The sequence below is a fragment of the Streptomyces sp. 378 genome, from assembly GCF_030124145.1.
In the GTDB taxonomy this organism is placed as follows: Bacteria; Actinomycetota; Actinomycetes; order Streptomycetales; family Streptomycetaceae; genus Streptomyces.
The window spans coordinates 12,622-35,603 of the sequence record NZ_JASKMS010000037.1 but is presented as its reverse complement, the minus strand read 5'-3'; the positions used below and the strand labels follow the sequence as shown (position 1 = coordinate 35,603).

20 protein-coding genes, 2 tRNA genes and 1 other RNA gene are annotated in these 22,982 nt (G+C 71.3%); 5 read left to right on the top strand and 18 right to left on the bottom strand.

The window, feature by feature from the left end; translation table 11 throughout:
* The first annotated feature begins 20 nt into the window (after positions 1-20).
* A tRNA-Gly gene (locus QNO09_RS34560) sits at positions 21-96 on the top strand.
* Between the two features lie 42 nt (positions 97-138).
* Here QNO09_RS34560 and QNO09_RS34555 read toward each other — a convergent pair.
* The 6 genes from QNO09_RS34555 to ffs form a co-directional block, all read right to left on the bottom strand.
* Positions 139-1,038: a phosphoribosylaminoimidazolesuccinocarboxamide synthase gene (locus tag QNO09_RS34555; RefSeq protein WP_283974186.1), complete on the bottom strand. Its 900-nt coding sequence runs from the start codon at positions 1,036-1,038 to the stop codon at positions 139-141.
* A gap of 122 nt (positions 1,039-1,160) precedes the next feature.
* Complete coding sequence (locus QNO09_RS34550) at positions 1,161-2,630, bottom strand: N,N-dimethylformamidase beta subunit family domain-containing protein (protein WP_283974185.1); 1,470 nt, start codon at positions 2,628-2,630, stop codon at positions 1,161-1,163.
* Between the two features lie 261 nt (positions 2,631-2,891).
* On the bottom strand, positions 2,892-4,805 hold the full coding sequence (locus QNO09_RS34545) for a hypothetical protein (RefSeq protein WP_283974221.1): 1,914 nt from the start codon (positions 4,803-4,805) through the stop codon (positions 2,892-2,894).
* Positions 4,806-5,200: 395 nt separating this feature from the next.
* Positions 5,201-6,460, bottom strand: a complete 1,260-nt coding sequence (gene purD, locus QNO09_RS34540; protein ID WP_283974184.1) for a phosphoribosylamine--glycine ligase — start codon at positions 6,458-6,460, stop codon at positions 5,201-5,203.
* A gap of 146 nt (positions 6,461-6,606) precedes the next feature.
* Entirely contained in the window at positions 6,607-9,039 is a 2,433-nt protein-coding gene (locus QNO09_RS34535) for a DNA polymerase III subunit gamma and tau (protein WP_283974183.1), read from the bottom strand.
* A 76-nt stretch (positions 9,040-9,115) separates the two neighbouring features.
* Positions 9,116-9,210, bottom strand: an RNA gene (gene ffs / locus QNO09_RS34530) — signal recognition particle sRNA small type.
* A gap of 73 nt (positions 9,211-9,283) precedes the next feature.
* Between ffs and QNO09_RS34525 the strand changes: the two genes are divergently transcribed.
* A tRNA-Ser gene (locus QNO09_RS34525) sits at positions 9,284-9,371 on the top strand.
* Positions 9,372-9,529: 158 nt separating this feature from the next.
* Here QNO09_RS34525 and QNO09_RS34520 read toward each other — a convergent pair.
* The gene (locus QNO09_RS34520) at positions 9,530-9,859 is read right to left on the bottom strand and encodes a hypothetical protein (protein WP_283974182.1); all 330 of its coding nucleotides are present in this window, start codon (positions 9,857-9,859) and stop codon (positions 9,530-9,532) included.
* A 183-nt stretch (positions 9,860-10,042) separates the two neighbouring features.
* Here QNO09_RS34520 and QNO09_RS34515 point away from each other — a divergent pair, with 183 nt between their 5' ends.
* Entirely contained in the window at positions 10,043-10,987 is a 945-nt protein-coding gene (locus QNO09_RS34515; protein WP_283974181.1) for a hypothetical protein, read from the top strand.
* A 143-nt stretch (positions 10,988-11,130) separates the two neighbouring features.
* Here the strand turns inward: QNO09_RS34515 and QNO09_RS34510 are convergent, their stop codons facing one another.
* The 11 genes from QNO09_RS34510 to QNO09_RS34460 form a co-directional block, all read right to left on the bottom strand.
* Positions 11,131-12,048, bottom strand: coding sequence for an aKG-HExxH-type peptide beta-hydroxylase (locus tag QNO09_RS34510; protein WP_283974180.1), 918 nt, complete (start codon positions 12,046-12,048; stop codon positions 11,131-11,133).
* A gap of 56 nt (positions 12,049-12,104) precedes the next feature.
* Positions 12,105-12,266: a hypothetical protein gene (locus QNO09_RS34505; RefSeq protein WP_283974179.1), complete on the bottom strand. Its 162-nt coding sequence runs from the start codon at positions 12,264-12,266 to the stop codon at positions 12,105-12,107.
* A gap of 87 nt (positions 12,267-12,353) precedes the next feature.
* The gene (locus QNO09_RS34500; RefSeq protein WP_283974178.1) at positions 12,354-13,073 is read right to left on the bottom strand and encodes a 2OG-Fe(II) oxygenase; all 720 of its coding nucleotides are present in this window, start codon (positions 13,071-13,073) and stop codon (positions 12,354-12,356) included.
* The gene (locus tag QNO09_RS34495; protein WP_283974177.1) at positions 13,070-14,929 is read right to left on the bottom strand and encodes a radical SAM protein; all 1,860 of its coding nucleotides are present in this window, start codon (positions 14,927-14,929) and stop codon (positions 13,070-13,072) included. Before QNO09_RS34495 ends, QNO09_RS34500 begins: the two co-directional genes overlap by 4 nt.
* 30 nt (positions 14,930-14,959) lie before the next feature.
* On the bottom strand, positions 14,960-15,829 hold the full coding sequence (locus QNO09_RS34490) for a nucleotidyltransferase domain-containing protein (protein WP_283974176.1): 870 nt from the start codon (positions 15,827-15,829) through the stop codon (positions 14,960-14,962).
* Positions 15,826-16,749, bottom strand: a complete 924-nt coding sequence (locus tag QNO09_RS34485) for an NAD(P)-dependent oxidoreductase (protein WP_283974175.1) — start codon at positions 16,747-16,749, stop codon at positions 15,826-15,828. The genes QNO09_RS34490 and QNO09_RS34485 overlap by 4 nt, the downstream gene beginning before the upstream one ends.
* Complete coding sequence (locus tag QNO09_RS34480; RefSeq protein WP_283974174.1) at positions 16,746-17,411, bottom strand: TylF/MycF/NovP-related O-methyltransferase; 666 nt, start codon at positions 17,409-17,411, stop codon at positions 16,746-16,748. The genes QNO09_RS34485 and QNO09_RS34480 overlap by 4 nt, the downstream gene beginning before the upstream one ends.
* 5 nt (positions 17,412-17,416) lie before the next feature.
* On the bottom strand, positions 17,417-17,887 hold the full coding sequence (locus tag QNO09_RS34475; protein ID WP_283974173.1) for an NUDIX domain-containing protein: 471 nt from the start codon (positions 17,885-17,887) through the stop codon (positions 17,417-17,419).
* Entirely contained in the window at positions 17,878-18,747 is an 870-nt protein-coding gene (locus tag QNO09_RS34470) for an isocitrate lyase/phosphoenolpyruvate mutase family protein (protein ID WP_283974172.1), read from the bottom strand. Before QNO09_RS34470 ends, QNO09_RS34475 begins: the two co-directional genes overlap by 10 nt.
* Positions 18,740-19,426: a dTMP kinase gene (locus QNO09_RS34465; protein ID WP_283974171.1), complete on the bottom strand. Its 687-nt coding sequence runs from the start codon at positions 19,424-19,426 to the stop codon at positions 18,740-18,742. The genes QNO09_RS34470 and QNO09_RS34465 overlap by 8 nt, the downstream gene beginning before the upstream one ends.
* Entirely contained in the window at positions 19,423-20,175 is a 753-nt protein-coding gene (locus QNO09_RS34460) for a hypothetical protein (RefSeq protein ID WP_283974170.1), read from the bottom strand. The genes QNO09_RS34465 and QNO09_RS34460 overlap by 4 nt, the downstream gene beginning before the upstream one ends.
* 306 nt (positions 20,176-20,481) lie before the next feature.
* Here QNO09_RS34460 and QNO09_RS34455 point away from each other — a divergent pair, with 306 nt between their 5' ends.
* Complete coding sequence (locus QNO09_RS34455; protein WP_283974169.1) at positions 20,482-21,894, top strand: helix-turn-helix domain-containing protein; 1,413 nt, start codon at positions 20,482-20,484, stop codon at positions 21,892-21,894.
* A gap of 59 nt (positions 21,895-21,953) precedes the next feature.
* Positions 21,954-22,955 carry an asparaginase gene (locus QNO09_RS34450; RefSeq protein ID WP_283974168.1) on the top strand — a complete coding sequence of 334 codons (1,002 nt, stop codon included), beginning with the start codon at positions 21,954-21,956 and terminating at the stop codon, positions 22,953-22,955.
* Positions 22,956-22,982: the final 27 nt, after the last annotated feature.

Sequence of the window (22,982 nt, the reverse complement as noted above, 5' to 3'; positions counted from 1 at the left end):
GTTCTCGCGCCACGGCGCATGCGAACGTAGCTCAGTTGGTAGAGCGCAACCTTGCCAAGGTTGAGGTCGCGAGTTCGAACCTCGTCGTTCGCTCCATCGAGAAGCCCCCCGGTTCCGGCCGGGGGGCTTCTCCGCGTACTACGACCAGCTCGTGCCGGTCAGGCGCTCGTACGCCTCGACGTACTTGGCGCGGGTGGCGTCGACGACCTGCTGGGGCAGGGCGGGCGGCGGCTGCTCACTCCCCCGGTCCCAGCCGGACTCCGGCGAGGTCAGCCAGTCGCGGACGAACTGCTTGTCGTACGACGGCTGCGCGCGGCCCGGCTGCCACTGGTCGGCCGGCCAGAAGCGGGAGGAGTCCGCGGTGAGGACCTCGTCCGCGAGGACCAGGTCCTCGCCCTCGAAGCCGAACTCGAACTTCGTGTCCGCGAGGATGATGCCCCTCTCCCGGGCGATGTCCCGGCCCCGGGAGTAGACCGCGAGGGTCGCCTGGCGCAGCCGGGCCGCGGTGTCGGCGCCGACCTGGCGGGCGACCTCCTCGTAGGAGACGTTCTCGTCGTGCTCGCCGACGGCGGCCTTGGTGGCCGGGGTGAAGATCGGGGCGGGCAGTTCACTGCCGTCGGTCAGGCCCTCCGGCAGGGCGAGGCCGCAGACCGTGCGGGTCTGTCGGTACTCGGCGAGGCCGGAGCCGGTGAGGTAGCCGCGGGCCACGCACTCCACCGGGACCATCCGCAGCGACTTGCAGACGAGTGTGCGGCCCGCCCAGTCGGCCGGGGCGCCCTCGGGCAGTTCCGTGCTCAGGACGTGGTTCGGGACCAGGTCGGCGAGCCGGTCGAACCACCACAGGGACAGCTGGGTGAGGATCCGGCCCTTGTCGGGGATCTCGGTGGGCAGCACCCAGTCGTAAGCGGAGATGCGGTCGCTGGCGACCATCACGAGGTCGCCCACCTCGTTCCGGTACAGCTCGCGCACCTTGCCGGTGTGCAGATGTACCAGGCCCGGAATCTGGAGCGGCTCGGGCTTTTCGACGAATCCGGACACGGTTCCTCCCCGTGGTCGAGAACAAAGGGGCGCCCGAAAGGCCCGAGCAGGGCGGGGGTGGGCGACGGGCGGCCCCAAGTGGCTCGATTCTCCCGTACTCCGGCCTGATCACCGACAGGGGGTCAGTCGCGTTTGCAGATGCGGTCCAGGAGATTGGCGGTGGCGCGCTGGACGCGCGTGTCGACGTGGCCGGGGCGGTCCAGGGCCGGTGACCAGGCGAACGTTCCTGCTGCGAAGACCCAGGCGCCGGAGGGGGCGCGGTACAGGGACGTCTCCTGGTGGCGCAGGATGCCGTCCTTGTCGGTGTACGGGGAGTGGGCGAGCAGCATGCGCTCCTCGTGCTCGGGCAGCGGGGTGCGTGGGAAGTAGCGGTCCGCTTCGCCCGCCACCAGGTTCTCGATCTCGTCGCCCTCGTGCGCCCCGGTCGCCTCCCACAGCCAGTGCCCGGCGTTGCGGACGATCAGCGGATGCGGCTCGGGGACGGGCCCGGCGTACTGGATGCCCAGGAGCTGCTGCTCCGCGCGGTCGATCTCCCGCCACAGCACCGGCTTCCCCGGGCCCCTGCGCTTGCGGCAGGTCAGCAGCCGGTCGGGGACTCCGGACGGGGAGGGTCCCAGCTCCACCTGCCAGTACAGGGAGTTCGCGGAGAGGAAGACGAGCGAGGTGCCGGCGTCGCGGGCGAACTCCACGGTGGCGCGCATGGCGGCCGACCAGTACTCGTCGTGGCCCGGGAAGACCAGCCCCCGGTAGCGGGTGGGGTCGACATGGCCCGCGTGCAGGTCGCTCGCGTCGGCGTAGGCCACGTCGTAGCCGTAGCGCTCGGCCCAGCGGATGAAGTCGTAGGCGTGGCCGACGTGCAGGGGGAGGCCGGCGCCCGCGTAGGGACGGTCGAAGGAGACCGTCGTGGCGGCGTCGGACTCGCCGAGCAGGCGGCCCTGCTCGTCCCAGGCGTGGTAGAGGCTGGCACCGGTGCGGCCGTCCTCCGGGTAGAGGTTGTAGGCCTGCCAGGTGACGTCGGGCAGCACGAGCAGCAGGTCGGCGGGCTGGTCGTGGCGGACGGTGAAGGGCACGTGGGAGCGGTAGCCGTCGGTGGTGGTGAGGACGGCGACGTACGCGCCGATGTTCCAGTACGACGGGACCTGGAGCCGCCAGGACAGCCACCAGTGGTGGCAGGAGACCGTACGGTCCGCGGTGAGCGGCGCGGGCTGGACGATGCCGGACAGCCGAGGGCTGGTGGTGATCTTCGCGGCGCCGTCACCGCCGTAGTGACCGATGCGGTAGATGTCGACGGCGAACTGCTGCGGTGGGTCGACGGTGACGTGGAAGTCGATGGCCTCGCCGGGCGCGACCGCGGCGGTGGAGGTGAAGCCCTTGATCTGGCGGTGCACGTCGTCGGCCGCGCGGGGGCCGCCCGTGCCCTTCTTCGACGGATGCGGCGCGTCCTGGTCCACGTACCAGGGGACGACCTGGCCCGAGTCGTCGAAGTACGTCACGTTGCCGCGCAGCCACGGAACGGGGCCCTGCCCGAAGGGATCCGTCACGGCGTGCGCCAGCGCTCCCGACTCCCAGCGGCGGATCTGCTCCGAACCCATGGCGGCTTCCCCTCCCCTTGACCCCCGTGGTGGTGCGTACCTGTGTGGTGTGTGCGGTGCCGGTGCGGTGTTGTGCGGTGCGTGGTGTTCTGCGGTGGTGCGGTGTGCTGCGGTGCGTGTGACGCCTTTGCGCCTATGTGGTTGTCGTATGTCGCGAGCCCTTGCCCTACGCACGAACGGTCCAAGCACATCACATAAAGCGCGCACTTCGTTACTGCTCGTTTCGAATTGGCCAGAACCGGAAGCAGGTGCTCCGGGGCGTCAGCCGAGACGGACCGGCTTCTCCGGGCGTATGCCGAGCTGGGAGAGCCAGACCCGGAGCGGGGTGGCGTCGCCGTCCTCGATGAGGGTGAGGACCTTGGGCGCCAGATCGGCTGTGCGCTCACCGTCGACGAGGAGGGTCGGGCCGTCCAGCCAGTCCAGGCCCGGCATCGCTCCGGCGGTGTCCATCGCGGCGCAGCAGACCATCGCGGTGAGGTGGTCGGCGAGCAGTTCTCTGGCCGTGCGCGGGGGCTGGAGGGGGAAGAGGGGGAGGGCCCGGTCGTCCCAGAGGGCTGCGGGATCGGGGGCGGGGGACGGGGCGGCGGGGGACGGGGCCGCCGGGGAGGGGACGGCCTCCTCGCGGGCCAGTTCGGCGCTGAGCCGGGCGGCGAGGGTGGCGCTGGGCGCCGTCGTGCCGGAGAGGTCCTCGTCGTCGTGGAGGTCCGGGGTGCCGGGGGATGTCGCGGAGTTCTCGGCCGGGGCGGTCTCCCGCCGCGGGGACGGGGAGTCCGCTGCGGGGTCGGTCTCCGGTCCGGGGGACGGGGAGCCGCCCACCGGGGGGCCGGTTTCCGGTCGGGGGGAGAGGGAGTCCGCTGCGGGGCCGGAGGCGCCCGGCTTCTCGGCCGTCCATGCGGGTGCCGTGTCCGTGAGGTGGTCCAGGACGCGGGACAGGGTCGGGGCGCCGGTCGCCGGGGCCGTGGAGCCGGTGGCGGGACGGACGCCCATCGCGTCCAGGACACGATGGAGGCGGGCCGCGTCGAGGCGCCACTTGCGGTCCACGACCTCCTCCGGATAGTCGCTCCAGTCCACCGGCGCCCAGTCGGGCCCGGGCCCGGCGGGACCGCCGTGGAAGAGACGGGCGGCGAGGAGGGAGGCGGCCTCGTCGACCGCGCCCGGCTCCTCCAGCAGATCGCAGGCGGGCCGCTCGCCGAGCCGGGACGCGAAGCCCTCGGCCAGGCGGTCGCGCCGGGACAGTTCCGTGAGCGCCGCGACGACACCGGCGTCCAGCCGGGACGGCCAGCGGCCCATCCGCCAGGCCGGCAGCGCGACCCGGGTCAGCAGCCGGTCCCAGCCCGCGTAGGCCAGGCCCACCTGCTCCTGGGCGACGATCCGCAGCCCGTAATCCACAGCCTGTGCACGCTCCGCGGCCGCGGCCGCCACGCCCCGCTCCATCTCGGCGGCATGGACGCGGCAACCGCGCAGCAGCAGCCGGGCGACCCGGCCGACCCCGGCGAGCACGGCCCGCGACACCGGATCGCGGTGGGGCGCCGACGCCACGGCCACCGCCGCGTCCAGGCCCCGGACGAAGCGGCGGGCGGCGGCTATGTCCGGGTGGGCCGAGGGGCCCGTACCGGCGATGACCGGAGCGAGAACGGCGCGCAGCTCGCCGACCCTCATCCACCACAGGAACGGGGAGCCGATGACGAGGACCGGCGCGACGGGCTGCCGGCGGTGCGCCTGCCTCCCCGCACCCGCTATGTCGTGGTGTTCTTCCACCGGGGGCGGTCCGTGGGCCGGGTGGGTGCGGTCCTCCAGCCAGCTGTCGCAGTCCGGGGTGAGCGCTATCGCGGAGGGCGCGGGGACGTCGAGGCGGTCGGCGAGGTCGCGCACCATCCGGTACAGGTCGGGAGCCGCCTCCTCGGTGACCGGAACGGTCGGGCTCATCGCGGGCCGGGCCCGGGCGACGACCAGGGCGACCCCGGCGGCGGCGAGCAGCACGAGGGCCGCGACCGGCGTCAGGACCCAGCGGGCCCGGTCCCAGACGGGCCCCTCCAGGCGGTCGCCCGCCGCGCCCGCGAGCAGGATCACGGCGACGGCGGCGGGCAACAGGGCGACGGCCAGCGCTCGGCTGCGGACGCGCAGCACGGCCAGTGCCCGTGCCCGCGCGACCTGCGCGCCTGCTTCCACACCCATTACGGTCACGACCGACCTCACCCCCTCCCCGTTGACCCGACGCTTTCCTTGCTCACTCCCCCACTGTGGCACCCGCCACTGACATCGCAATGCCGGTGGGCCAAGTGCCGGAACGCTTGCGCCGCACCCTAGTTGGGGCTTCGCCCCCCGTCAGCCGGATAGGGCAGCGGTCACTCGATGGAATGGCTTTGGGGAGAGGTGGATGACGGAAAGCGCGCATCAGCCCTCACTTCTCGAAGCGTCAGCCCCTACTTCTCGGCACACGTCAGGCCCCGGTTCTCGCCTATGCCACGCCCCGGTTCTCGCATACGTCAGGCCCCGGATCCTGAGACGGATCCGGGGCCTGTGGGGTTCATCGGCGGCGGGGTGGTTTCCCTGTTCCGCGAGGGGGACGGTTACGCCTCCGCGGCCTCCGCGGCTTTCGCGGCGATGTCCGTGCGGTGCTGGGAGCCGTCGAGGCGGATGCGTCCCACAGCCGTGTAGGCGCGGTCGCGGGCCTCGGTGAGGTCCTTCCCGATGGCCGTGACGGACAGCACGCGCCCGCCGGCGCTGACGACCGCGTCGCCGTCCCCCTTGGTGCCGGCGTGCAGCACGTACGCGTGCGGGGCGTCCTGGGCGGCGACCTCGTCGAGACCGGTGATCGGGTCGCCGGTGCGCGGGGTGCCGGGGTAGTTGTGCGAGGCGACGACCACGGTCACGGCCGCGTCGTCGCTCCAGCGCAGCGGCTCCAGATGGGCGAGGTTGCCGGTGGCGGCGGCCATCAGGAGACCGGCCAGCGGCGTTTTCAGCCGGGCCAGGACGACCTGGGTCTCGGGGTCGCCGAACCGGGCGTTGAACTCGATCACCCGGACACCGCGGGAGGTGATGGCGAGACCGGCGTAGAGCAGGCCGGAGAACGGCGTGCCGCGCCGCCGCATCTCGTCGACGGTCGGCTGCAGCACGGTCTGCAGGACCTCGTCGACCAGCTTCGGGTCGGCCCAGGGCAGCGGGGAGTAGGCGCCCATGCCGCCGGTGTTCGGGCCCTCGTCGCCGTCCAGGGCGCGCTTGAAGTCCTGGGCGGGCTGGAGGGGCACGACCGTCTCGCCGTCGGTGACGGCGAAGAGGGAGACCTCGGGGCCGTCGAGGTACTCCTCGATGACCACGCGCTCGCAGGCCGCCGCGTGGGCCCGGGCCGCTTGGAGGTCGTCGGTGACGACGACGCCCTTGCCGGCGGCCAGCCCGTCGTCCTTCACGACGTAGGGAGCGCCGAAGGCGTCGAGGGCCGTGTCGGCCTCTTCCGGAGTCGTGCAGACGTACGACCGGGCGGTGGGCACCTCGGCCACCGCCATGACGTCCTTCGCGAAGGCCTTGGAGCCCTCGAGCTGCGCTGCCGCGCCGGACGGGCCGAAGACCGGGATGCCCGCCTCGCGCACGGCGTCGGCGACACCGGCGACCAGCGGGGCCTCCGGGCCGACGACCACGAGCTCCGCGCCGAGCTGTGTGGCCAGCGCCGTGACGGCGGCGCCGTCCAGCGCGTCGACCTGGTGCAGCTCGGCGACCTCGGCGATGCCGGCGTTGCCGGGTGCGCAGTGCAGCGCGGTGACATCGGGGTCGTGGGACAGGGAGTGGCACAGGGCGTGTTCGCGGGCGCCGCTGCCGATGACGAGGACCTTCACGGGGTCAGCCTAACGGGAGACGCCGGATTCCCCTTGTGCGGGCTTCCGAAAGGGGGAGCGATCACGATTTGGAGGTTCCTCCGAGGCGCCCTTGTCGAGGAGGCCCCCTCCTGACCCTTGGAGGCGGCTCGGCTCGCCGGGCCGGGCTACTCGTTCGTGAACTCCTCGACCACCGTCGCCCCCAGTTCCCGGACGATCAGCTCCTGGCCGGAGAGAGCCGATTCGTCGAGGTCGGGGTCGTCGTCCTCGGGGATGTCCTCCTCGGCGGAGACATGGCGCGGCGCCGGGGCGGCGGGCTGGGGGACGGAGGCGGCCGGGGCCGGGGCGGGGGTGCTCGCCCGGGAGGCGGGGGCGGGCGGGGCGGTCGGGGAGGGGGCAGGGCGCTGGGCGGTCGCCGTGCCTCCACCGCCGGCCTCGTAACCGCCACCGCCACCGCCACCGCCGCCGCCTGCCGGGTAACCGCCGCCACCGCCGGTGCTGTAGCCGCCCCCGCCGCCGAATCCGGAGGGGCCGCCCGGCGCCGGGGGCGCGGAGCCGCCCGAGGGGTCGACGATGGCCTCGATCTTCCACTGGACGTTGAACTGCTCCCCCAGCGCCTGCCGCAGCACGTCCTCGCTGCCGCTGCTCAGGAAGTTGTCCCGCGCGCCCGCGTTGACGAACCCGAGCTGCAGGGTCGTGCCGTCGAAGCCGGTCACCTGGGCGTTCTGGCTGAGCAGGATCCAGGTGAAGCGGCGGCGGTTCTTGACCGCCTCCAGGATGTTCGGCCAGAGCATCCGGGGGTCGACACTCCCGCCGCCCGTGGGAGCGGGGGCGGGTGCGGGGGCGGGCGGGGCCGGAGCCGCAGGCGGGCCCGCCTGCGGGGTGGCGGGGCCGGGGGGGCTCGTCGGCGGGGTGTTCGGGGCCGACGCGCCCGGAGCCGCCGTGGGCCAGCCGCCGGGGCGGCGACCGCCGCTGCCCGCAGGGGCGGCGGTGGGCCAGGCACCGGGGGCGGGCTGGGCCGGGGAGCGCTTCGCCTGTCCGCCGGGGGCGGCGGAGGCTGCCGGGGCTTCGGCGGGGGCGCCTGGTCCTCCGGGGCGGCCGGGGGCGCCCTGGGCGGCGGGAGCGGGGGCGTGGTGAGCCGGAGGGGTGCCCGGCGCCGACGGCGGCGCGCTCTGGCCGGGCGACGACGGTGGCGCCCCCGGGCCCGCCGCCGGAGGGGCGGAGGCGGCCGGAGCCGCCGTGGGGCCGCTGCCGCCGGCCGTGGTGCCGGTGGCACCCGGTGCTCCGGATCCCCGCACCGCCGCACGGGCCGCGGCCGGGCCACTGCCCGGTGCCACCGGACCGCCACCCGCCTGGACCGGGGCGGCCGCCGCTCCCCCGTGCCCCTCCGGTCCGGGCACGTATCCCATCGCGGGCATTCCGGCGGGAGCTGCGGAGTAGTTCACGCCGCGCTCGATCCGGTCGAGGCGGGCCATGACGGAGCGCTCGTCACCGTAGGCGGCCGGGAGCAGGACCCGCGCGCAGATCAGCTCGAGCTGGAGGCGGGGCGAGTGGGCGCCGCGCATCTCGGTCAGGCCCTCGTTGACGAGGTCGGCGGCGCGGCTCAGCTCGGCCGGGCCGAAGGTGCCGGCCTGGGCCTGCATGCGCTCGATCACATCGGCGGGGGCGTCGATCAGCCCCTTCTCCGCCGCGTCCGGAACAGCGGCGAGGATCACCAGGTCGCGCAGCCGCTCCAGCAGGTCGGCGACAAAGCGGCGGGGGTCGTTCCCACCCTCGATCACGCGGTCGACGACCTCGAACGCCGCGGCCCCGTCGCCGGTGGCGAAAGCCTCGACGACGGAGTCGAGGAGTGAGCTCTCGGTGTACCCGAGCAGGGCGGTGGCCATGGCGTAGGTCACACCGTCCGCCGCGGCGCCCGCGAGGAGCTGGTCCATGACCGACATGGAGTCACGCACGGACCCGCCGCCGGCCCGCACCACGAGCGGAAGCACGCCGTCCTCGACGGGGATGGTCTCCTTCTGGCAGACCTGGCCGAGGTACTCCCGCAGCGTGCCGGGGGGCACGAGCCGGAACGGGTAGTGGTGGGTCCGCGACCGGATCGTCCCGATGACCTTCTCGGGCTCGGTGGTCGCGAAGATGAACTTGAGGTGCTCCGGCGGCTCCTCGACGACTTTCAGCAGCGCGTTGAAGCCGGCCGACGTGACCATGTGGGCCTCGTCGATGATGTAGATCTTGTACCGGCTGCGGGCGGGCCCGAAGAAGGCCTTCTCCCGCAGGTCACGGGCGTCGTCCACGCCACCGTGGGAAGCGGCGTCGATCTCGATGACGTCGATGGAGCCGGGGCCGTTGCGCGCGAGGTCCTGACAGGACTGGCACTCGCCGCAGGGCGTCGGTGTGGGCCCCTGCTCGCAGTTCAGGCAGCGCGCGAGGATGCGGGCACTGGTTGTCTTGCCGCAGCCGCGCGGCCCGCTGAACAGGTACGCGTGGTTGACCCGGTTGTTGCGCAGCGCCTGCTGCAACGGGTCGGTGACATGCTCCTGCCCGATGACCTCGGCGAAGGTCTCCGGGCGGTAGCGGCGGTACAGAGCGAGAGACGACACGCATACGAGGTTATAGGCGCCCACCGACAACGGGCCCCGGCCGGGAGACCCGGCCCGGGAGATCTGACCCGGGAACGCAGACGCCCCTCACGCACCCGCCAGAGCCGACCTACCCTTGCTGCCTTCCGGCCCTGGGGGAGTTCAGTCAGATAGCGCCGCGTGAGGGGCTGCGCCAAGGTTACCTGATGTCGGGGGCCGGGAACGAGTTCGCGAGCACTCCTCTCGGTCATGTAATGTTCCTGGCGGAGGATTCGCCTAGAGGCCTAGGGCGCACGCTTGGAAAGCGTGTTGGGGGCAACCCCTCACGAGTTCGAATCTCGTATCCTCCGCCAGTGCCTCACCGGGCACGATGTCGAAGGGCCCCACCGTTCGCGGTGGGGCCCTTCGTCGTGCGTGGTTGCAGTTTTGGTTGCAGTTCCCGGCTACCGCCCGTTGAGGACGGCCCGGCACACGCGGCAGTACATCGCCGCGTACCGCCCGTACCTGCGCATCAGCTGGCCGCACCCGGCGCAGGGCCCCAGCTCCCACGTCGGGCATCCCAGCGCGCGGCGGCGGCCCGCTCGACTGGGGTGATCCGCATCGGATCACGAGAGCCTTGCACAGGCATGCGGGGAAGGGTGATGCCACCGGTCGGCTGGCCGAAGTCGCGGATGGGCCGGGCGTCGCTGCCGAACCGCCCTTCCTCTCCTGCCGGGCAGGTTCGGTCGATCTCCTGCTCGGTGAAAGTGATCACGTCGGCGTCCTCTTCGGCCGAGGCCGGGGGAAGAGACGTCCGTTCACCGACGATCTCCTCCCACAGCGTGCGGTCAACCGCCGACACCCACATGTGCCCACCAGACCGGCCGTTGCCGCAGATGGGCACGTAGATCGGGACGCTCTCTCCCGTGGCGCTCCGCGCGCGAGATCGCTCCAGGGTAGAACGGGGTCACCTTGCACCGTTGGGGCGCGGAAAGAGGACCGGGACCGGGTAGCGTTGATCCACCTCACCTGGCAGGGGGTACCGATGACGACGGCGCTTGATCCGCAGACAGCTAAGCGGCTGGCTTTCGTGCGGCTGGTGTACGACCAGGCCGTGCAGCAGTCCCGACTGCCTGCGCCCCTGAACGTGACCGCGCTACTCACGTTCCACGATTCGGTAGAACTGTTCCTTGTGCTCGCGGGGGACCACCTCGGAGCGCAGTTGGACAGGAAGACCAACTTCCTCGACTACTGGGACCGTTTGAAAAAGACGCCCAATGGGGTTCTCCTCAGCCAGTCGGCCGGCATGCGGCGCCTCAACGACCACCGCAACGGACTGAAGCATGCAGGGAACATGCCGACCCCTGAGGCCCTCGACCAAGCTCGGGTGGACGTCACGGCATTCTTCGATGAGAACGTGCCGCGGGTCTTCAGTCAGGTGTCCTTCGATTCCATCGACATGGCGGACGTGATCCCGCAGGACGAAGTGCGTGTCAAGGCGAAGCAGGCGAGCCAGCATGCTGCCGATGGATCACGGGCCCTGGCCATGGTCCTGGTGGCGCGGGCGTTCGCGTTGCTGATCGGCAACAGCCGCGCCATGCGTGGATTCGGCAGGACTTTGCGCCACGACGCATTCTTTACTGGGAGCCTGGAGAGCGCCTTCCGAAAGATGGGCAACAACCAGGCCCCCCGCCTCGGCGCTCGCCTCGGCGATGTCAGTGAAGCCGTCGTGGAGATCCAAGAAGCAATGCGCATCATGTCGGTGGGCCTCGACTTCCCCCAGTACCTCCGCTTCCGCGAGCTACTGCCGGACGTCTGGCCTAACGACGAGGACCAGGATGCGGTCATCGCGCGGCGCGATGAGGAACACGGCCGGTTTGCCGATCAAGAGGAGTTTGAGTTCTGCCGCCAGTTCCTCGTGACGGCGGCCCTCCGGATCGCCGAAGTGAAGGGCCACCAGCAGCGCCCTTCCTGGCAGCGCAGCGAGTAGTCCATGATCCGCCAGGTCCATCAGGATCAGGGGGAGGACACCAGCGGCGGGTGACGTCCAGGGTCCTCAGCCTGGTACTTGCTCACGATCGGAGTGACAGGTAGTCGCGGACGAACCGAGAGGGCTCGCCTCCTGCCGAACGCCTACAAGCAGAATGGTGATGCTTCTGATCCCGCTGGACCCACGACCTTGCCTACCGCGCGACCGATCCGTTCACGGATCTCGTGTGCGGTCACGTACGAGAGGGCCTGTTCCATCTGCTCGGTGGCGGCAGCGAACTGAACCGCTTGGTGGCGCAGGTGGGTGTCGAGGAAGGGTGCGACGGCGCCCGTGGCGCTGCGCCGCGCCTCTCGTGCGTAGAGCACGGTGAGGGCGAACGCCCAGCACGCGTGGAGGAATCCGAAGACCGGACGGTCGGTGCCTCGCCAGGGCGAGAAGAAGGTGACGTCCGTAGGGAGGCGCACGTCGTGTGCTGCGAGGGCGTCGTTGAGCCAGTTGTGGGCGGCCTCGTGGATCAGGTCGCGGGCCAGGACCTCGGGGTGGGCGGTGTAGTCGGTGAAGACGGTGCCCGGGAGGCGGGTGAGGGCCCAGCTGTGGAGGGTCTCGTCGAGTCGGCGACGGTTGAGCAGGCAGATGACGGGGGCGTGCTGAGTGAGCAGGGTCCCGAAGCCGTGCTCGGTCGCGGAGGCGATGGCGGCACGAGCGAGGCCAAGGGCCTCGGGTGGGGCGGGGCTGGTGTCAGGGTTGACGAGGTAGTACGCGGTTTCGGAGATCTCCGAGCGGAGCATGTCCGCGGTGCGCGGGTTAAGCACGATGTGCGCACCGGCCGACAGGTGGGTCAGGTCTCGCACCGTCGTATGGCGGTACCAGGCGAGCCGGTCGGCGCCCCGGGCGCGCGCCGCGTGTTCGGCGCCTTCGAGCAGGTGGTGGGCCACGGCGTAGTCGAGGGCGGACGAGCCGAGGCGGTTGGCGAGTACGGAGGTGATACGGCTGGTCCGTAGGCGCTGATGGTCAGCGATGCTACCGAGGGCGACCAGGGCTTCCGGGGAGAGAGCGCTCATCTGGGGCTCCGGGGGTCGAACGGGGCCGGACCGGGACGGCCCGGCCCCGTGGCGGGTCAGGACTCGGTGGTGGGCTCAGCGGTGGCGGGCTGCACCGTGGTGGCCAGCCAGGTCTCGATGGCCGCGTTGGAGGTGTGCGCGGTGGTGCGCACGGGGTCGCTGTCGCGCAGGGACGCGACTGCCTCCAGGAACTCGTCGAATGTCTTGTCTTCTGCCACTGCTCGCTCTCTCCTCTGGTCGGGGCCGTGGGTTGGGGGTGTGGCTGCGGGGCGGGCCGCGGGGGCCAGTCATGGCGGGGAAGCCTCCTACTCGGAGACGAAGAGCGTGAGGAACTTGCGAACGCGGCCGGCGCGGACAGGTTCGGTGCCGTGGACGAGCTGACTGCCGAAGACCACGAGCGTGCCGGGAGCGGGTGCGACGCTCCATCGGGTGCGGGGCATGGCGCGGAACCAGGGGGAGGACATGTCCGCCCCTTCGTGTGCGAAGCGCATTCCCTGGGCGTAACCCGATCCGACCGGCGCCTCGTCGGCGGTCCAGACGGCGTCGCTGCCCGTGGTCTCCACGTAGAACGCGCCGCCGGTGTCGTGGATGTCCGTGAGCGTGACTGTCGCGGCGGCGATCTGGCGGGGACGAGTGAGGGGATCGGGAGCGATGCCATCGGCATGCGGGGTGATGTACTGGCCGGGGCCGTATTCGAGGTAGATCCACGGCCGGTGGCCGGTGACCGACGGCAGGGCGCGCGTGATGACGGCCATGTGCAGCTTCAGGGCCTGGTCGAGGAGGGTGGTCGCCTCGGACGGGATGTCGGTCATCTCGATCCGGCCGGCTGGCTCGTAGACGTCCTGCGCCTCGGCGGCTGAGTGACCGGGGATCTCATGGATGGTGGTACGGCGGGCTGTGCCGTACCGGTTGCGCCCGAGGGAGCCGAGTGTGTCGTCCATGACGAGGTTGAGTTGCTCGATCTCGTCCGGCTTGAGGAAGCCCTCCACAGTACGGGTGGAAAGAGTCTCGGCGATGTGGATCACTGGTCGCCTCCGCACGCGCAGGGGGTGGACGGCGGGGCGGAGGCGGCTTCGGCCAGGGCCACCGTGAGTACGTGCACCGCCTGGGCGAGGTCCTCGAAGTACTCGGCCGACGTGGTGCCGGCAGCGGGCACGAGATGGAGGTCGAGCGTCGGATACACCCGGCCGGTGGTGCGGCAGGCGAGTTCGCCGCGAGCGAGGACCAGCGAACACGCGCCCGGCAGGGAGGACTCGGCTCGGCTGGCGGCACGGCATAGGCGTGCAGCTGTGCGCGCGTACTCGGCGCGGTCGCGCGGCAGGATGCCGACCGAGAGGAACCGGGGCTCGGCTCCGGGGAGGTCTGCGTAGGCGTGACCCTGGCAGCTGTCGTAGGTGACGGCGTTCCAGCCTGAGGTGAGCGCGTCGACGACCGGGCGGATGCCGGACTCGATGCCCTCGTACCACTGGGGATGGTGGGGGTCGAGATCGTCTGCCTCGTGCACGCCAGGGAGGCCGACCGTGTTGATGTTCCCGTTGGCGCTGACCTGGAGACGCGCGGGCGAGCGGGGAACAGCGGGGTCGTCCCAGCGGTCCAGGAAGGCGGAGACGTGGTGCATGTTGTTGGGACGGACGGGACGCCAGCGCAACCGGGAACATGAGTCACCGGGCGGGAGGTCTGGCTGGGCGAGGAGTGCGGCGACGCCGTCGATCAGGCGTATGCGGTGGTCGCAGTACGCGTCTTCGTCGCCTGCGGCGGCGAAGCGGAGGCGGACCGCCGGGCAGCCTGCGCCGCAGGTGTCGCGGTAGTCGCAGGTCGTGCACTTCGTGACCAGGGAGCGTGCCTGCTGGAGCAAGGGAGAGCTGCCCTGGGCGCTGGCCACGTCCGCCTCGGTGTGGACATCGCTGAGGGAGGCGAGGCCGGCCTGCGGCCAGGGCAGCTCGTCACAGCTTCCCAGGCGGTCATCGGGATAGAGGGTGAGGATGTGGTCGCACTTCAAGTCGGAGAAGTGACAGGAACGGGTCCTCAGACCCTTCAGACGGCGGATGACAGAGACGACGGGCTCCAGTTTGACGCGGTGGAACACGCCGTCGGCGACCCAGTGGTGGGCGGCCTCCAACACGAAGTCGGCGTACTGACGAGGTGTGACGGCCCAGGCCGGGCCGGTGGGGCCGATGGCCCGTCGCTGGAGTGCCCGACTGGTCGGCGCACGGGATCCGACCACCGTGGTCGACCGGGTGACCGCCGCGTCGAAGCACGGCACAAGGCTGACCGTCGTCACTGCGGGAAAGGAGGTGAGGTGCTCCATGACCTCGGAGGCCCGGCCGAGGACGTACGGGGTGACGGCGCAGATGACGCCGACGCGGCGTTCTCGACGACCGAGGAGCTTCAGGGCTTCGATCACTCGCGGGTAGGTGGGGCGGCCGTCGTAGCCCACTCGCCACGAGTTGCCCAGCGCGTCCCCGTCGAGGGAGATGCCGATCTCCAGCTCCGGGTAGTGCCGTTCGAACAGGTCCAGCCAGGCGTCGTCGAGCTGGAGACCGTTGGTCTGGAGGCTCACGCGGATGACGTTCGGCTGTGTGGCGAGCGCGTCCAGGATCTCCGCGATCCGTTCCCGGCCGGCGGTCAGGGGTTCCCCGCCGTGGAGTTCGACGCTGAGCGGACGCCCGGAGAAGATCGAACCGAGGCGGTGGACCTGTTCCGCGCTGATACGGGCGCCGCCCGGTGACTCCTTGCGCTTCTCGAAGCAGTACAGGCAGTCGATGTCGCAGGACTCTCCCCGCAGCTTGAGGATGACGGAGACCGCTGTGTCCGGCCCGGTGCTCAACAGTGGCGCGTAGAGACTCTCCAGGTCCGTGGGGGCGGTGCGGGTGGCGGGCATCAGAGACCTCCCGAGGAGGAGAGGCGCGGTCTACGCGCCATCGGTGGAGACCGTGGACAGCCACCCGAGAAGCTGTCCGCCGGTGATGGGGATGTGGACGTCGCCGCGGCGAAGGAACCATCCGTCGGCATACCGCTGGGGCAGCCAACCGACGTCAGGGGCACCTTCCAGGTTGGGCGGCTTCTGCAGCGGGTCGTCGACGGGCCAGCAGTCCAGGAGCGCTCTGGTCACGCGTCGCTGAACCGGACGGAACCATTCCCACGTTTCCGTGCGGGGCGGGGCGATCGGCGGATGGAGCGGAGCGCTGGCAAGCAGCGGCAGCCACTTGTCGCCCAGGACTGGGTGGCCGGCCGCCGCGCAGCCGAGCGCGGTGAGGCAGGTTTCTAGCTTCCGGCACACGACGTTGGCCGATTCGGGCAGGCCGTCCTCGACGAGGCCGGTCAGGTCTTCGGCGAGGCTCGCCGCGACCTCCGCCTGGTCGGCGACCGCCCAGCGTCGGTAGCCCTGGCGCTCCCCGGGGTCGAGCACCGGATTCCAGTGTCCGGAGCCGTACGAGAGAGCCGTGCGCAGACACATGAGGTCGTGCATCGAGGCGCGTACCCGGCGGAACGATCCGAGATCGTCGCGGCGGACGTCGAAGGAGCGGAGAAGGTGACGGAGTTCCTCGGCTTGTTGCGGCGCTGTCGCCTGGAGGTCGACACGGACGCCGTCCACGATGCGTGACTCCCATGCCGGAAGGGGGCCGTCCACGAGGCCACGCAGATCGATGTCGCTCGCCGCGTGGGCGAAGCCGCAGGCGAGGGCCCCCTCCAGCCAGACCTCGCGGGCCTCACCGGATGCGAGCAGAGCCTGGGCGACTCTGTCGGCGATCTCCCGGCGCCGTCGTGCCGATGGGTTCACCAGTGGCCTCCTTCGATCAGGATCTTGTCGTCGGCGGTGATCTCCCTGAGGAGATCGATGGCCCATCGGTCGAGTGCGCCGCGCACGTCGGAGCGCTGTGCGCCGATGTGGGGCGAGGCCAGGAGGTTGAGCGGAGTCGTGGAGCCGGTGAGGAGCGGCAGGTGCTGCCGCTCAACCGGGTCGAGTGCGAGGCCCGAGAGCCTCCCGTCCGCCAGTGCCCGCAAGCAGGCCGCGACGTCAAGGGTCTCCAGCCGCCCTGCGCAGATGAGCAGAGGCCGCTGCGGAGCGACGCGTTCGAGGAAGTCCTCGCCGAAGAGATTTTCGGTCGTGGGGCGCAACGGCAGAGCGATCACGTGTACCTGCGACTGCTCCATGAGGGCTGTCGGCGGCAGCTCTCGCAGACCGGGAGGGTTCGACGACCACGCGGCGAAGGCCGTGCGGCCCACGTGGGGGGCGAGGGCCCAGTCGGCGGCCAACCCCACCGGGCCAGCGCCCCAGATCCCGGTGGCCAGGGTGCTGAGTGACGCGCCCATGCATGCCTGCTTCTCGTGTCGGCCGAGGAGCAGTGCGTGCTGCCCGAAGGGGATCCGCCGGGCCAGTGCGAGGGCAGCGGCGAGGACCCACTCGCCCACGGCGCCCGCGCCGGCCTCGGCGTTGCGGTGCAGAGTGATTCCACGCTGCCGGAGGGCGCTCACGTCGATGTGGTCGATGCCGGAGCCGGTCCGTACGACGTGCCGCAGACGAGGGAGCGCGTCGAGCTCCCTCTCGCCAAGACGGACGCCGGAACGCAGGACGAGCACGGCCGTGTCGGCGGGCGGAGGTGAGTCCAGGTCCGGCAACTCGTGTACGAGGACATCGGGCAGGGCGCGGCGGATCGCGCTCGCGTCCGCCGCACCGCGTAGCACCAGGACAGCGCTCATCCGCGGAACTCCGGCTTCTCGTACCGGCCGAAGGCGAGATCACCCTCACCGACGACGACGGTCACGGGCGAAGGCCCACCGAAGTACGCGTCGCAGCCACGCTTCACCCCGGGGAGCCCGTCCCAGGCCCGCGGATTGACCGCCGTGTCCGCGTAGTCGTCGACGAGCAACACGCCCGTCGGTACCAGGCGGGTGACGCAGTGTGTGAGTCCCGTGAGGGTCGAGTCGTAGAAGTCGCCGTCGAGGTAGGCGAACGCGATCTTGTCGGGCAGCTCCTTGGGAAGGGTCTCGTCGAACCACCCCGGATGGATGACCGGCGCCGGTCTGCCCCAGGCCGCATGCGTGGCGCGCACGTCGTCCGGGGACGACCGGAGCTCGCCCGCCGCCAGGTGATCCGAGTCCTCAGCGCCGGGCACGGGCATGCCCTGGAAGGAGTCGTAGACGTGGATCTCGCGGTCGCGGTCGCCCAGCGAGTCGAGCACGCTGCGGATCCAGAGGGCCATCGCGCCCCTGTAGCAGCCGAGTTCCACCACGGGTCCCGGCAGACCGCGAGCGGTCAGGTCGGCGAGCTCCTCTGCGATCACGCGGAGCCGGTCGGCACAGACCGTGCCGGAGTGCTCCCGCAGCAGCCACTCCCGCAGATCCTTCAACGTTGAGTCCATGAAGGTCACCATCTGTCCACGAAGGGGTCGGCGAGCTCCCCGCTCAACGCCGCCGACAGCGGGCGGTTGATCCGGGGCAGCAGGTACACGTCATTCAGGCGTTCCAGCGGAACCCACTCGAAGCCCACCTGGATGGGGTCCGGAGGTTCCGGCATGCGCGGCTCGGCGTCGTCCACTTGCTCGGCGAGGAAGTTGAACTGAACCTTCTGTACGTCTCCGAACTCGCCTTGCCACGACTCGGGGACGTACTCGACGACGCATAGCAAACGCCGGGCCACGACCTGGAGGCCGGTCTCCTGTGCGACCTTGCGGTTCACGGCCTGGCGCAGGTCTTCGCCGACCTGGGCCTTGCCTCCCGGGAGGTTGTAGTGGAACCCGGCTTCGTCGTCGTACGACAGCAGCAGGACGGTGCCGTCGCGCACGATCGCCGCCTTCACGGAGACGCTGATCCGAGGCAGCTCGGGCGTCAGAGACACGACAGCGCCTCCGGCTCGCCGACGCGCATCAGGTCGCCGACCTCCGCCAGAGACCCCGCGACGGTGGAGCGGAAGCTCCCTCCGCGCTGGAACTGACGAGCGGCGGTGCGCATACCCGCGAGGGCGGCACGGCTGAGCTGGTTCGCGTAGATGCAGAGGCGGAAGCCAGCCTCGCCGAGTTCGGCGGCGCTCAGGTCGGGGAACGCCGTGGGCACGCTGACCAGCGGCACGCCGTGACTCCACGCACGCCCGATGGTCCGCGCCTGATCACCGGTCGCGTCCTTGGAATGGATGAGCACCGCATCCGCTCCGGCCTCGGCGTATGCCTCGGCGCGGGCCATCGCCGTGGCCATGTCCTCGCCGGCGATCAGGGCCTCGGTGCGGGCCACGACCACGAGGCCGTCACCGGCGACCTTCCGTATACGCCCCACCTGCTCGCACAGAAGGTCCCGGTCGGCGAGGGTCTGCGCCCGGTGGGCAGCGAAGCTGTTGCACTTCGGGTACGCGCTGTCCTCGACACACACCGCAGCGGCTCCGGCGCGCATCAGGTCGTACGCGAACCGCTCCGCCGTGCGCCCCGAGCCGCCCGCGTTGTCAATGTCCACGATGATGGGTAGTTCGGTGACACGGCCTAGCGAGGCGACCACGTCGGACAGGTCCCGGGGGCCCAGGACGTTGGCGTCAGGCAGCCCGGAGGCCGCCGACACCTCCAGACCGCTCACCCAAAGGGCGTCGAAGCCCGCCTCCACCGCGACGTGCGCGGCGAGCGCGTTCACCGCACCGATCGCCAGGAGCGGGTGCTTCCGCTCGCTGTCGGCGAGGGCCTCACGCAGACGCGTCCCCTTCGTGCCGTCAGCCATGGGTCTCTCCTCCTTCCGCGTGGGCGGCGAGCGACGGCACCAGTTGCCGTTCGCGCAGTACGTCCCAGGCTGCGAGCAGCACCTCGGACCGGGGTCGGCGGGCGTCCAGGCGGACCACATCGCCGAGGAGCGGGAACTCGTCGGGCTTCGTGACCACGGCCTCGTAGGTCTCGCGAACCCGGCTCTGGACGTCATGCACGTCCCAGTCGGCCCGGACGGCGTCTCCCTGCCGGGCCTGCGCCCGGCTCATCGAGGTGTCGGTCTCCAGATCCAGGACGAGCGTGAGATCGGGGGCCACGGTGAGGTGCGCGGCCAGCGTCTCGTACGTCTCCGACGCCCTCATGCCGTGCTTCACCGCGAAGAAGGCCAGCTCGCTGAGGAGCCAGCGATCCGCGATCACGGGCCGGGCCGGCCGCTGGGGGAGCACAAGTCGATCCAGCGTGGCCCGCTTGTCCGCGGCGATCGCGGACAGGTAGGCGTCGCGGTTCCCGGCGTTCGGCTGGTACTTGCCGGTGACGGTGGCGGCGGCCTGGTCGGCCGCGAGGAAGTTGGTGGTGAGTACGCACAGCGGGGTGACGCCGTAGAGCCCCTCCCAGAGCCGGAACAAACCCTTGCGCAGCGTCGTCTTGCCGGTGCCGTCGAGCCCCTCGATGACGATGAACGGATAGCGGTGGTTCATTCGACCTGCCCCGCCCCCGTGCCGCCGGCGTACTTGGTGAAGCGGCCCCGCCAGCGGGCCGTGCTGGACACCAGATCCACCAGCCGCAGCTCCGCCAACTCGTCGATGAGGCGGGGCAGCTCGGGCTCGGCGCAGATGCCGGCCTCGATGGCCCGGCAGTACGCGGCGCGGAGGGCCGGGTCGTCGTCGGAGTTACGCAGCGCCGCCTCCAGCACGCGCGTGGCCATGCCGTGGGCCACGACGCTCACCGCGGTGCCCAGGGCCTGCTCATGGAGCGGGCCCGGGTGCGGCTCCAGCGTGATGTGGTGCACCCCGCGGTGGCGGATGACCGCGAAGAAGCCCACCCACCACGCGGCGGCGGCGCTGACGGCGATCACTGCGTCGGACCAGGCAGCCCTGGACTGCTCCGCGAGGATGTTCTGGGCAGCGGTGTCGGCGGCGCGGTGAAGTGCCCCGCGCCGGTTCCGCGACTCCGCTCCGTGCCGCTGGGGCAGCTCCCACCAGAAGCCGAGCCCGACGTCCTCCAGCAGCGCCATCGCGGACTCGTCGCCTGCCGGCAGCGGAGACGGGCGCTGGGCCAGCACGGAGACATCGGCGCCCGGCACGTCCGACAGCGCGTTCTCCTCGGCGACGGCAGCCCGCCATTCGTCGAGATGGAGATGGAGCCGCTGGGTCAGCAGCCCGTCCGCCAGCGTCTGCCAGGCAAGGGCCAGCGGCGGCGAACCGGGCGGCAGGGTCAAGGAGGTCACAAGTCGGATCCTCACGTCCGGGGAGTCGCGGCACGCGGCTCCGGTCGGTGGTGCTCCACCACGATGGCCGCCACGAAGGCCCACGCCTATGAGTGTTTATGAGCCCTGCCAGCGGAACGTGTCCCGGCGGTCGCAGAGCGAGGGAGAATGCCGACCATGGTCGACAGCGGACAGCGGCGGTGCACGCGCTGCGGTGCCCTACTCAGCCGCTTCAACGCCGGCACTCGATGTGCCTCGTGCCAGACCGGGTCGGCCGCCCGACGAGCCGACCCGGCCTTCTGGCGGGATCCAACGGTCCGGCGAGCCGTGGCCGCGTGGGAACTCGGTACCGTCGTCAAGCTGTTCAGGAAGCACACGGGCCTCTCCCAGGCCGGCGTGGCGCGGATGGTCAGCATCGACCAGGCCGAGGTCAGCAGACTGGAACGCGGTCTCAAACAGATCCGCGACCGACGGCAGTTCGTCCAGTGGACCGATGCGTTGGGAGTTCCGGAGGAGCTGCTCGGGCTCCTGCCCACGGCCGATCCGCACACGCCGGACGCCACGGGCCGCCCGGGAACGGTGGACACCGGAGCCCGTGGGTACGCGGCGCTGCCGGAAGGGCCGGGCCAGCTTCTCTTACCCGCTGGCCGGTCCGTCTCGACGACGGCGCTTCCCGTGCTGACGCTTCCCGCGGCCTCCTTCCTCGGGGACAATTTGCGACTCGACTCCCGCCCGGAGCTGGATGCCTGGCGCACCATGCCGATGCGCGCGCTCGTCGTCGCGAACCGCACGGTGGACGGAGCGGCACGGCAGTTCGTCACCGACGCCCGACCGAGCGGCGTACGCGCCACGGCCTCCGAACCGGTCGACATACCCGCCGCGTACGAACTGGACGACCTGACCTACGGCATCCTGTGGGCCGTGTCGGGATTCGAGGCGGCACTACTCGGCGACGACCAGCCCCTGCACACCTCGTTGGCGTCGCTCACCGTTTCCCCAGGCGCGCCGATCGCCGCCGACCAGGGACTGACCGAAGTCTCCCGGATGCTCATCGGCTCGGAGACCGCGGCCCGGTACATCCTGGGCAACCGTGACCACCTGGGTGACGCACCCGTCTTCTGGACCAGGGAACAGCGTGGCGAAGAGGCCGCCACATGGCTGTTCTTCCGGCACAAGTACCGCTACCTCGAACGAACGGCCCCCCGACGTCCGGGCGGCACCAGCGGCCGGGGATTCTGCGTTCCCGAGACGGCAGTCGCCTCCTCGCCGGCCTACGAGCGCGTTCTGCTGTTCCTCGCCATCGCGCTCATGGAGTCCTTCGGCATCCGCACCTGGGTGACCGACGACGGAGGCTTCGCACACACTGACGGTTTCGCCCTCTCCCCCGGGCGCCGGGCTGTCATCGCCTCTTGGGTACGGACCGAGGGAGCGTCCCACCTCGCGGTCACCGCGCGGCCGGGAGCCCTGCGGACGTTCGCGGATGTGACGGACCACGTCAGCCACCACTCGACCACAGCGGCTGAGCAGGCCGGGCAGCGCCTCGCGGCGACGGCGCAGTACCTCGGCCTCGACGCCTCCTGGCTCGGTCGCAGGTGCGCCCAGTTGTCGGCCGTCGGCACGGAGCGGCTCGCCCGGCCGCGCAGCCGACTGCTCGGCCTCGAAGGGCTGGAAACCGCCTGCCAGTTCGTGGCCGAGCAGCTAGCGATCATCCCGCGTACCCGTACGGAGCCGACCCGATAGCCTGCGTGAACCACTCGTGAGGCCGCGCTCGGCGGCGTCCGGACAGGGGAGCAGGGGATATGACGGAGTCGGTCAAGAACGTGGCGGTCTTCTCCCTCGGCGGCACGATCGCCATGACCACCGATCCCACCACCGGAGGAGTCGTACCCGCGCTCTCGGCCCACGAACTCCTCGCTGCGGTACCCGCCCTGGCCACGAGCGGCATCGAACTCAAAGTCCGGGACTTCCGACGTCTGCCCGGCGCCTCCCTGACCTTCGAGGACCTCACCGCACTATCGGCCGCGATCACGGCGGAGCTTGAGGCCGGGGACGTCGACGGCGTCGTCATCACCCAGGGCACCGACACCATCGAGGAGACTGCCTTCCTCCTCGAGCTTTACCACGGCCACGAGCAGCCAGTCGTCGTCACCGGCGCGATGCGTAACCCCACACTGCCCGGCGCAGACGGCCCGGCCAACATCCATGCCGCCGTCCTGGCTGCCGCCGCCCCCGGCCTGCGGGGCGCCGGCTGCCTCGTCGTACTCGGCGAAGAGATCCACTCGGCCCGGACCGTCCGCAAGTCCCACACCACCAGCCCCGCCGCTTTCACCTCACCAGCAAGCGGCCCGATCGCGCGGGTTGCGGAGAACCGGGTGCGGATGATGGGTGGCCTGCCGTCCCGCGGACCGCTCGTCAGCGCGCCCGACCGTGAGGCGCGCGTCGGGCTCTACACCGTCACCCTCGGCGACGACGGCACCCTGCTCGACCTGTGGGACGGCAACTGCGACGGACTCGTGGTCGCGGCCTTCGGCGTCGGCCACGTCCCGGAGCGCCTCGTCGAAGGGCTCACCAAGCTCGCGTCCCGCATCCCCGTGGTCCTCGCCTCCCGCATCGGCAACGGACCCGTCCTGTCCGACACGTACGGCTTCCCCGGCTCCGAGAAGGACCTCCTCGGGCGAGGACTCATCGGCGCCGGAGACCTCAGCCCGTACCATGCGCGGCTCCTCCTCCACGCCCTGCTTGCCCAGGGCGCCGACGGGGCGACGGTCCGCGAGACCTTCACCACCGCCTCCGCCCGCTGATCCCATCCCGTCAGGAGACACCCGCAC